The 9,566-nt window shown below is 69.3% G+C and carries 8 protein-coding genes and 2 pseudogenes; 4 read left to right on the top strand and 6 right to left on the bottom strand.

What is annotated here, in order from left to right; all coding sequences use genetic code 11:
• Window positions 1-614 precede the first annotated feature (614 nt).
• The 3 genes from A2U95_RS24530 (at window position 615) to A2U95_RS24540 (ending at window position 4,777) form a co-directional block, all read left to right on the top strand.
• Window positions 615-3,398: an AfsR/SARP family transcriptional regulator gene (locus tag A2U95_RS24530; protein ID WP_240958011.1), complete on the top strand. Its 2,784-nt coding sequence runs from the start codon at window positions 615-617 to the stop codon at window positions 3,396-3,398.
• Window positions 3,399-3,814: 416 nt separating this feature from the next.
• On the top strand, window positions 3,815-4,183 hold the full coding sequence (locus A2U95_RS24535; RefSeq protein WP_166026849.1) for a hypothetical protein: 369 nt from the start codon (window positions 3,815-3,817) through the stop codon (window positions 4,181-4,183).
• Window positions 4,184-4,372: 189 nt separating this feature from the next.
• Entirely contained in the window at window positions 4,373-4,777 is a 405-nt protein-coding gene (locus A2U95_RS24540) for a hypothetical protein (protein ID WP_166026851.1), read from the top strand.
• A gap of 96 nt (window positions 4,778-4,873) precedes the next feature.
• Here A2U95_RS24540 and A2U95_RS33835 read toward each other — a convergent pair.
• The 3 genes and pseudogenes from A2U95_RS33835 to A2U95_RS24550 form a co-directional block, all read right to left on the bottom strand.
• Window positions 4,874-5,113: pseudogene (locus A2U95_RS33835) on the bottom strand (hypothetical protein); the annotation flags it as partial.
• A complete protein-coding gene (locus A2U95_RS24545) occupies window positions 4,999-5,655 on the bottom strand; it encodes a CatB-related O-acetyltransferase (protein WP_166026853.1) in 657 nt (218 codons plus the stop codon). The pseudogene A2U95_RS33835 and the gene A2U95_RS24545, both read right to left, overlap by 115 nt.
• A 246-nt stretch (window positions 5,656-5,901) precedes the next feature.
• Window positions 5,902-6,306, bottom strand: coding sequence for a VOC family protein (locus tag A2U95_RS24550; protein ID WP_166026855.1), 405 nt, complete (start codon window positions 6,304-6,306; stop codon window positions 5,902-5,904).
• A 75-nt stretch (window positions 6,307-6,381) separates the two neighbouring features.
• On the opposite strand from A2U95_RS24550, the gene A2U95_RS24555 reads away from it, so the two are divergent.
• Complete coding sequence (locus A2U95_RS24555; protein ID WP_166026857.1) at window positions 6,382-6,570, top strand: hypothetical protein; 189 nt, start codon at window positions 6,382-6,384, stop codon at window positions 6,568-6,570.
• Window positions 6,571-6,634: 64 nt separating this feature from the next.
• Here A2U95_RS24555 and A2U95_RS24560 read toward each other — a convergent pair.
• The 3 genes and pseudogenes from A2U95_RS24560 to A2U95_RS24570 all read right to left on the bottom strand — a co-directional run.
• Window positions 6,635-7,593: pseudogene (locus tag A2U95_RS24560) on the bottom strand (transposase); the annotation flags it as partial.
• A 60-nt stretch (window positions 7,594-7,653) separates the two neighbouring features.
• Window positions 7,654-8,898: an RNA polymerase sigma factor gene (locus A2U95_RS24565; RefSeq protein WP_420857049.1), complete on the bottom strand. Its 1,245-nt coding sequence runs from the start codon at window positions 8,896-8,898 to the stop codon at window positions 7,654-7,656.
• Between the two features lie 5 nt (window positions 8,899-8,903).
• The gene (locus A2U95_RS24570) at window positions 8,904-9,266 is read right to left on the bottom strand and encodes a YciI family protein (protein ID WP_166026861.1); all 363 of its coding nucleotides are present in this window, start codon (window positions 9,264-9,266) and stop codon (window positions 8,904-8,906) included.
• Window positions 9,267-9,566: the final 300 nt, after the last annotated feature.

Below are 9,566 nucleotides of genomic sequence, written 5' to 3' on the forward strand. Positions count from 1 at the left end.
GAGCCGTCGGCGACCGGACCGCCGCCGGTGAGTCGCGTCGGTGCACGGGGTGCGCTGGGTGCGGGGTACCGGTGAGAGGGCCTTCCCCCGTGTGGTGGACACGCGGTCGTGGGTCACACGGCGAGCGTGGGCTTGGCGGCGTGGTGTCGTCGTTCGTATTCGTCGGTGCTGAGGTGGCCGTTGGCGGAGTGCCGGCGGCGGGTGTTACACCGACCGGACGGCCCTCGCCGGGAAGCGCAATGCCGCTCTGGTCCTGGTCGGCTTCGCCGCCATTGCCCGCGCCGCCGGACACGACCCCCTCGAGATCGCCCGCGCCGGCGGCTCCCGCGTCCTCGCCCGCCACTTGGACGACATCGACCGCATGAGGAACAGCCCTCTCGTCGGCATCGGGCTGTAGTCGGACCTGGCTGTGCGGCCGAGGTGAAAGATCTTTTCAAGGAAAGAGGTTGGTCTCCGGACGCAAGAGGCGGCCGGCCTCCACGGCTGTCGGTGTTTCGAATTCCCGTTGCAGCGTCTCGGATACCTTCGTGACCAGCGTCATGACCACAGCAGGGGGGGAAGAGATGATGGTGCGATTCCGGGTGCTGGGCCCCATTGGGGCATGGCGGGGTGACGTGCCGATCGACATCGGACATGCGCGGCAGCGTCTGGTTCTGGGCGCTCTGCTCATGGACGTCGGGCGGGTGGTGCCGACAGCCGTGCTGATCGACCGGGTGTGGGGCACCCAGGTACCGCAGCGTGGCCGCGAAGCGCTGTACGGGTACGTTTCGCGATTACGGCAGGCACTGGCCGACACCGGAGCAGGGCCGGTCCGGGAGCGCGACGGATACAGGCTCGAGGTGGAGCCGGACGCGGTGGACGTGGTCCGGTTCCGTGAGATGGTCCGCCGGGCCCGTGCGACGGACCCCGGTGAGGCGGCGGTGGCGCTGTGGGAGGACGCCCTCGGTCTGTGGCACGGGGAGGCGTTCGGCGGAGCGGACGCCCCGTGGTTCAGCGACCAACGGGCTCTGCTGGACGCCGAGCGGATCGCCGCCGGCCTGGACCTGACGGAAGTGCGGCTCGGACTGGGACAGCACGCCCAGATCGTGGCCGAATGCGCCGCACGGGCGGAAGCCCGCCCGCTGGACGAGCGTGCGGCGGGACAACTGATGCTGGCCTTGTACCGGTGCGGTCGTCAGACTGAGGCACTGAGGTGTTACGACCGCACCCGACGGCTGCTGGCCGAGGAGATGGGGATCGATCCCGGCCCGTCCTTGCGCGAACTGCACCACCGGATCCTCACGGCCGACCCGGGACTCGACCTCTCCCCGCCCACTGCTGTCCGTCCGGCCGGCGCAGCGAAGATTCGGCCCGTTCCTCGCCAGCTGCCCGCACCACCGTCGGTGTTCGTCGGCCGGGAGCGAGAATTAGCTGATCTCGACGCTCTGCTGAAGCAGCCTTGCGACACGAATCCGCTGTTGGTCATCGCGGCGATCGGCGGCGTGGGAGGCGTCGGCAAGACCTGGCTGGCGTTGCGCTGGGCCCACGAGAAGCTCGACGCCTTCCCTGACGGACAGTTGTACGTGAACCTCAGGGGCTACGACCCGTCGGGGGAGCCCGTGTCACCGCGCATGGCGGTACGGGGCTTCCTCGACGCGCTCGGCGCCGATCCCGCGCGGATCCCCGCGGATCCGGATGCCCAGGCCGCGCTCTACCGCAGCATGATCGCCGGCAAGCGCATGATCATCGTGCTGGACAACGCCCGCGACACCGCTCAGGTCGTCCCCCTGCTGCCCGGAAGTCCGACGTGCGCCGTCCTGGTCACCAGCCGCAGCCGACTCACCGGTCTGACCACCGCCCACGGCGCACGCCCCTTCACCCTGGACGTCCTCACGGACGCCGAGGCTCACGCGCTTCTCCTGCGCCATCTGGGGGCGGACCGCCTCGTCGCCGAACCCGAAGCGGTCACCGCCCTGCTGCACCACGGAGCAGGCCTGCCGCTGGCGGTCGGCATCCTGGCCGCCCGCGCGCTGACGTCGTCCCGCTTTCCGCTCGCCGAGCTCGCCGATGAACTGCGGGAGGCACAAACCCGGCTCGACGCCTTGGACACCGGCGACCTCTCCGCCGACGTCCGGGCCGTATTCGCCTCCTCGTACCAGGCGCTCGACCGGGAGGTCGCGCGTGTGTTCCGGCTGCTCGGTTTCGCGCCCGGCCCCGACATCAGCCTGCCCGCCGCAGCAGCCGTCACCGCCCTGCCCGTTCCACGGGTCCGCGCGCTCCTGCGCAGGCTCCAGGCCGCCCATCTGGTCGACGAGCACGTTCCGGGCCGTTACCGCATGCACGACCTCACCCGTCTCTACGCGGCTGAGCGAGCACGGGAGGACCTGACCGAAGACTGCGATCAGGCGCTGCTGCGTCTGGCGGATTTCTACCTCCACACCGCCCACGCCGCCGCCGGCCGGCTGGACCCGCACCGTGACCCCATCCCCCTGCCGACCGCCCAGCGGGGTGTCACGCCCCAGGAGGTGGCGGATCACAGCGCCGCGTTGACCTGGTGCACCGCCGAGCACGCCGTGCTGCTCAGCATGCTCGACCGGGCGGTTGACTCTCGTCTCGACGCCCATGTCTGGCAGCTGGCCTGGGCCCTGGAGACGTTCTTCGACTACCGCGGGCACTGGCACGACTGGGCGGCCGGCCAGCAGGCCGCGCTCGCGGCGGCAGAGCGGCTCGGCAACCGCCGGTGGCAGGCGGGCGCCCACCGCAGCCTCGGTGGCGTGTACACCCAGACGGGCCGGCTCGACGACGGGCTGCTCCACTTTCGCCACGCCCTGGACCTGTACGAACAGCTGGGGGACCGGGTCAGTCAGGCCCACACCCACCGCGGCCTGGGCTGGGTGCGCGATCAGCAGGGACGCCGGCGTGACGCGCTCGACCACAATGAGCAGGCGCTGACCCTGTACCGGCAGACCGGCCACCTGGCCGGCCAGGCCAAGGCGCTGAACAACGCCGGCTGGCTGCACATCATGCTCGCCGACTACAAGAAGGCACTCGACCACTGCGCCTTGGCGGTGGCCCTCAACCAGCAGATCGGTGACCGGCACGGCGAGGCAGGCGCATGGGACAGCCTCGGCTACGCCCACCACCACCTGGCCGAGTACAGCGAAGCCGTCGACTGCTACCGGAGGGCCCTCGACCTGGACCGCGGACTCGGTGACCGGTACGGCGAGACGGAAATCCTGTGTCATCTCGGTGACACCCGTCTCGCCGCCGGTGACCCCGAGGCGGCGCGCGAGGCCTGGCACCAGGCCTTGCGGATCGCCGACGAGATCGGCCACCCGTCCGCCCACGACCTGCGGGGCAAACTCGGCGACGGGCAGGCCGACCAGCCACCCGGCGCGGCGACCTCGGCAGGTACGTGACACCACGTACCGGTTGTCACCGCCGCTCGGGACCCGGCCCGCGGACTCCGCTCCGTCCCGCCGCACGGCCCCGTTGTCCCAGGCCGTGCGGCGGGACGTCGGCACCGCCCTGACGCGCCGCCGGTGAATGAAGGTCGACGAGCCGGCCTTGAAGCGGTGCGACTGGCTAGCGCCCCCGCTGTACCGCCGCCCCTCTCACCGGGCCCGGCTCCGGGCATCGCCCAGCGCTACGCGTCCGTTCGTCGTAGTCATGCGAGAGCAGGGCCACCTTGGCCGGGTCCCGAACGGGCCCGGGCCCCGCGGTACGGGTGCCGGCCCGGCCACGCGGTCCAGTGCCCCGGACCTGGAAGTTCAAGGTTCTCCGAAGGTTTCTCCAAGACCGGACGGCCACGATGTGTGCGCAGAGTCCGCTGAGCATGACCACGAAGGAGAAGACCTTGCGTCTGTCCAGGAGAATCGGAGTGGCCGCGGCTGTGGCCGCGGCGGCCTTCGCGACGCTGTCGCCGGCATCGGCATCCACGGCAACTGCCGCGGAAGCGGCCGCCTGTGGTGTTACTCCAACCAACCGTGACACCAGCGCGTACGGGCAGTACTTCACGCAAGATGTGTACCTTCGCAGCGGTCCGGAGTGGGGATGCCAGATCCTCCACACCGCCAGCGTGACCAACAAGGTCGACTACTGGTGCACGGCCGACGGGTTCACGTACCTGCGTACGGCGTCGACGAAGTACGGCTGGGTCTCCAACCTTTACTTGGTGAAGGGCGGTTCTCACATTCCTTGCTGACCGGTCGGCAGGGAATGCGATTGTACGGGGGGCAAGCCGTCGGCCGATAGCCGATAGGGGCACCGGGTCTTGGTTCGATGCCCCTGTCGGCTTCCGACGGGAACGCGAAGCTGATGCACCAGTTCCTGGCTGGGCGCGGTCTGGTGAAGAGGCTGCCGATGCCTTCGAAACTCTCAACAGGAGGAATTCGTGAGGAGAAAAATAGCCACGGGATTACTGTGCGCTGCGGCTTTCGCCGGTTCAATCGTCGCTCCTGGCGTCGCGTACGCGGGCACCTCAAGTGCAGCGGCCACCACTTGCTACGCGGAGGCTGTCAAGCCGTTCTACTCCAATGGCACTGTCTATGCGACAGGTCATGCTTATTGCTCACCGTGGGCCGACGTGGAGATCACGGTGACGATTACGGCTGACGGCGCCTTCGAGGGGGACACGGATACCGGAGTGATCGCAACGCCGCACATTTCCGACACCGCTGCGGCGCCGAACCGGTCTGGGAATCAGAAGTGGTGCACCAGGGTGGACGGAAAGTACTACACCGGCGGGAAGACGTACATCATCTCTGATTCGGAGTGCGAGTACTCCAAGGCGTTCTAGCCTCGATCTTTCGTGACGGTCCGCCGACTCCGTCGGCGGACCGTTTTCGTTGTCGGAAATGCCGAATTCGTCGATGACGCCGTCGGTGGTGATCCGCCCGATCCGGTCCGCTCGATACCGGGTGAACCACAGGGCGCCGTCCGGTCCCGTGGTGAGGGCGTAGGGTCCGGCCGTCCTGTCGGCCACCGCGTGCTCTTCGATGGATACCTGGGGCGGATGGCTCAAAGGGACTTCCCCAATCCGTGCTCGGTGGCGATGCGTTCGATGTCGGCCGGGGTTCCGGCCATGATGGTGCGGGCGTGTTCGGTGACGAGGTCGGCGGGCCAGTCCCACCACGCGGCGCGCTGCAGCCGCTCGATACCGGCGTCGTCGAACCGTTGCCGGATCGGCCTGGCCGGGTTGCCGCCGACGATCGTGTAGGGCGGCACGTCGGCGGTGACCATGGCGCCGGCCGCGATGATGGCGCCGTCGCCGATCCGTACGCCGGGCATGACGGTTGCCCGGTAGCCGAGCCAGACGTCGTTGCCGACGACCGTGTCGCCGCGGCTGGGCATGGCGGTGACGATGTCCAGGGTCTGCTCGGCCCATCGGCCGCCGAACATGGTGAACGGGTATGTGGACACCCCCATCGACGGATGCTCGGCACCGGCCATCAGGAATGTGGTCCCCGAGGCGATCGCGCAGTACTTGCCGATGATGAGACGCTCCGGCCCGTAGGCGTAGAGGACGTTGCGGTGCTCGAAGTCCGTGGCACCGTCCGGGTCGTCGTAGTAGGTGTATTCGCCCACGGCGATATTCGGTGAGGTGACCAGCGGGTTGAGGAACACCACGCGTTCGTGGGCGGGCAGCGGGTGAACGGTGGTCGGGTCAGGTGACAACGTTGGGGTCCTTTGCAAGGGTTGCGCGATATGTCGCACGCGGTCAGGGGCCGGGCGTGCCGGGACATGGCTCGGATGCGGCCTGACGTGGCGGGACTTCAGGCGTTCTCGGGCGCAGACGGAGTGACTCGCTCGACGAACTGGACGATCGCACCCATTGGGTCGGTGACCCGGAAGAGGCGCTCGTACGGCAGTTGAACCCCGCCACGGAGTGCAGGCCAGGGAGTGCCCTGACCTGCCACTGCCTCAGGATGCCGCCGGCTGCTCCACGTGGCTGCCATAGGGCCGTGTGATGATCTCCATGCCGTGCCCGGCCGGATCCATGAAGTACAGGCCGCGCCCACCGTGGTGGTGGTTGATCTCTCCAGGCTGCTTCAGATGCGGATCGGCGTAGTACGTGATCCCGGCCTGCTGGATTCGCGCGAAGGCCGCGTCGAACTCCTCGTCGGAGACGAGGAACGCGTAGTGCTGCGTGACGATCGACTCCGCCGGGACGGCGGCGAAGTCCAGTGTGACCCTGTTGCCGGTGGCCACGGGAACGAACGGTCCCCACTCCGTCCCGACCTCAAGCCCCAGGATGCGCGCCAGGAACTCGGCCGACTCCCGGCTGTCCCGGGCATGGATGATGGTGTGATTCAACTCGACTGACATGTGTGGAATGCCTCCGCAAGGCAATCTCACGGGCACCTCCATGCCTCACCCAGACGGTGACCGACACGCGATGCCGTGCCCGTGATCTTAAACAGCAACGCTCACGCTGTCGAGGCGTCGTCCGAGGAAGTCCGCATCGCCTCACTGCTGGTGTCGATCGCCGCCCAGTGGGCCCGCGTCACCCATCAGGCCCTTGTACGGCAGGCCGAGTCGCAGTACCGGCGCGACCGCCCGCTGCCTTCGGGCAGCTCCGTGCCGCACTGACCGCACCACCGGGCGCATGTCTCCAGGGTCCTCCCATCCGTCGGTGCGGGCCGGGGACCCTGGGTCATTCTCCGTCGGTGGCGCCCGGATCGCGAAGCGGACGCAGGCCGCCCGGCAGGTCGGGAAGCTGGAAGGAGTACCGGCCGAGCATGTTGATGTGGTGCCGCACGAACGGGGAGAGGCGGGCGACGTCCTCATCGAGGACGTCGAAGCCGTCCGCCCGCAGCTGGTTGACCGCAGCGTCCATGTACCTCGTGTTGAACAGCACGAGTGCGTTGAGGACCAGGCCGAGGACGCCGATCTGGTCTTCCACGCCGTCCGGGCAGCGCTGGTAGAGCTGCCCGGACCGGCCATGGAAGATCTTCCGGGCAAGGGCATGGCGACCCTCCTGGAGGTCCGCCTGGCTCTTGATCTGCCGCCGGTAGCCGGGCTCGTCGGCCAGGCGCAGGATGTGCAGGGTCTTGGCGATCCGCCCGTAGTGGGCGATCGCGTGCCGAGAGGGGTGGGGCGACCGTCGCGGGACAGCATCCGGATCACGTCGTAGGCGCGCACGGCGCCGGTGTGGATGGAGCCGGTGATCCGCAGGATGTCCTCCCAGTGCCGTTCGATCCTGGCGAGATCGATCCGGCCGCGGGCCGCGTCCCGGAAGGCGCCGTAGTCGGCCATGCGGTCGATGCGCCACATCTTCTGGTCCGGCAGGCCAGCGAGCTGCGGCGCGTACGCGAACCCCGCCAGGGTGAGCAGCCCGAAGGCGATGTCGCTGTAGCTCGCGGTGTCCGTGACGGTCATCTCCGGGCGCTTGCCGCCGTCGCGGTCGTAGAGGACGTCCAGCACGTACAGTGAGTCGCGCGGGGTGTCGGCCACCACCTTCCCGCCCAGCCCCGCCGCCTGGTCGTTGATCATGTTCAGCCAGGTCGCCCCGCCCCGGCGCCCGAAGTACTTCGGGTTCGGCCGCGCGTACACCGACGGCACGGGGACGACGAACCGCATGCCGTCCACGGAGGCGACCAGGCCGCCGCCCCAACCGCGACAGGACAGGCGCGTACTCCGCCGCAGACCACGGTGCGTTCGGTTTACGACGCGTTATGCGCGGACCTCCAAGCGGTGGGCGCGGGCGCTGAGATGGCGGCGCTCGGGGGCGCTGGTGGTGCGGCGGGCGGCTTCGCGGTAGGAGACCGCCGCGGCCTTGTGCTCGCCGAGGAGTTCCAGCATGTGGGCACGGGTGGCGAGCAGGCGGTGGTGGCGGGCCAGGCGGTTGTCGGTCTCCAGCGCTGTGAGCAGGTCGAGTCCGGCAGCCGGGCCGTGGACCATGGCGACGGCGACCGCGCGGTTGAGGGTGACCATCGGGTTCGGCCCGAACTGTTCCAGGATCTCGTACAGGGCGAGGATCTGAGGCCAGTCGGTGGCGTCGGTGTCCTCGGCCTCGTCGTGCACGGCGGCGATGGCAGCTTGCAGTTGGTACGGGCCGACCTGGCCGCGTGGCAGGGTCCGACCGATGAGACCGACTCCCTCGACGATGAGCCGGCGGTCCCACCGGCTGCGGTCCTGTTCCGCCAGCGGCACCAGTTCCCCGGAGGGGCCGGTGCGGGCGGGGCGGCGCGCGTCGGTCAGCAGCATCAGCGCGAGGAGACCGGCGGTTTCGGTGTCGTCGGGCACCAGGCGGTGCAGCATCCGGGTGAGCCGGATCGCCTCGGCGGACAGTTCCGGCGCGGTCAGGTCGGCGCTGCCGGTGGTGGTGTAGCCCTCATTGAAGACGAGGTAGAGCACGTGCCTCACCTCGGCCAGCCGCTCGGCGAAGTCGGCCCCTTCCGGCATGGCCAGGGAGGTGCCGGACGCCTTGATGGCCTGCTTGGCGCGGCTGATGCGTTGGGCCATGGTTGCCTCGGGGACCAGGAAGGCTGCGGCGATCTGTGTGGTGGTCAGGCCGCCCACAGCGCGCAGGGTCAGCGCTATCCGGCTGGCCGGGGACAGCGCGGGGTGGCAGCACAGGAACAGCAGGGCCAGCGAGTCGTCCCGGTCCATGGCGGGCACGGCATCAGCGGCGTGGCTGAGCAACTCGGCCTGCGGGGTGGCCAACGCGAGGGCGTCCTCGCGGCGCCGCCGGGCGCTCTCGCTGCGGATCTGGTCGACCAGCTTGCGGGAGGCGACGGTGACCAGCCAGCCCCGGGGGTTGTCCGGCACCCCCGTCTTCGGCCACTGCAGGGCGGCGGCCAGCAGCGCTTCCTGGACCGCGTCCTCGCACGTATCGAAGACACCGTAGCGGCGTACGAGCACGCCGAGGACCTGCGGCGCCAGCTCGCGCAGCAGGTCCTCGGCGGCGTGGTGCACGGCGGTCACATGTCCGCCGCGGACTCGTGCAGCACCGGCCACAGCTCCACCGGCTCCACATCGGCGAACGGCATGTCCGCAGCGATCTCCTGCGCCCGCTCCAGACTGTCGCAGTCCAGCATGTAGAAGCTGGCGATGTACTCCTTGGTCTCCAGGTACGGGCCGTCGGTGACTGCCGGCGCGCCGTCCTCGCGGCGCACGAGCTGGGCGTTGGCCGCATCCGCCAGGCCGTAGGCGCCCAGCAGTTCACCGCTTTCGCGGTACTTCTTGTTGAACGCCTCCTGCTTGGCGATCGCCTCCGGCCATGCCTCGGCCGGGAAGGAGTCCCACTTGGCCTGGTTGCCGTAGATCATCGCGACGTACTTCATCTCGGGTGTCCTCCCCATACCGCGCGCCCCGTTGGCGTGCTGTCACCCCTTGGTCGGAGCGGGAAGCGGGTCCTCGACATCCGACGACAACTTTCTTCGCGATTTTTCACGCCGCCGTTGACCAGCCTAAACATTGGAGCGACGCAAGCGATGGGTCGGAGGCGTACGACGACGCCAGGAAGGGTGACCGCGCCGAAGTCCGGCTGTGGCAGGGGGACGTCGTGGAGCGGGCGGCTCTCCGGCCTCTTCGCCTTCCCCAACTTCGGCTTGCTGTTCGTGGCCGGCGGGGTCGGCTGGCTC

This window comes from Streptomyces chilikensis, from assembly GCF_001642695.1.
In the GTDB taxonomy this organism is placed as follows: Bacteria; Actinomycetota; Actinomycetes; order Streptomycetales; family Streptomycetaceae; genus Streptomyces; species Streptomyces chilikensis.

What these genes read in the sequence shown, in the direction of transcription:
- A2U95_RS24535 (WP_166026849.1), top strand. Translation starts at nt 3,815, where the DNA reads ATGACCACGAAGGAGAAGACCTTGCGTCTGTCCAGGAGAATCGGAGTG.
- A2U95_RS24550 (WP_166026855.1), bottom strand. Translation starts at nt 6,306, where the DNA reads ATGTCAGTCGAGTTGAATCACACCATCATCCATGCCCGGGACAGCCGG.
- A2U95_RS24570 (WP_166026861.1), bottom strand. Translation starts at nt 9,266, where the DNA reads ATGAAGTACGTCGCGATGATCTACGGCAACCAGGCCAAGTGGGACTCC.